This window comes from Mesorhizobium sp. M7A.F.Ca.MR.148.00.0.0 (assembly GCF_003997735.1).
GTDB lineage: Bacteria > Pseudomonadota > Alphaproteobacteria > Rhizobiales > Rhizobiaceae > Mesorhizobium.
The window spans coordinates 1-230 of the sequence record NZ_RZTB01000732.1; the positions used below are offsets into that span (position 1 = coordinate 1).

The 230-nt window shown below is 59.6% G+C and carries 1 protein-coding gene; it reads left to right on the top strand.

What is annotated here, in order from left to right; all coding sequences use genetic code 11:
• The coding region (locus EOB49_RS36030) for an SDR family oxidoreductase (protein ID WP_127383591.1) at positions 1–100 on the top strand (100 nt) is incomplete at its 5' end.
• Between the last annotated feature and the right edge of the window lie 130 nt (positions 101–230).

Below are 230 nucleotides of genomic sequence, written 5' to 3' on the forward strand. Positions count from 1 at the left end.
GGAAGAGGTGGCGAGGGCAGCGCTCTACCTGGCCAGCGACGAGTCGAGCTTCGTCAACGGCACGCATCTGTTCGTTGACAATGGTTTTACGGCGATGTGAGGCTTTCCAGGGACAGGTTCTTCGTCCCAGGGACAGCTTGTCGCCCTTCCTATACCCCGTCGATCGGGGGAGAGGAAAGGCACCAAGTCCTGCTCGTCTACCGCTCTTCCCTACGAAACGGCTTGAGCAG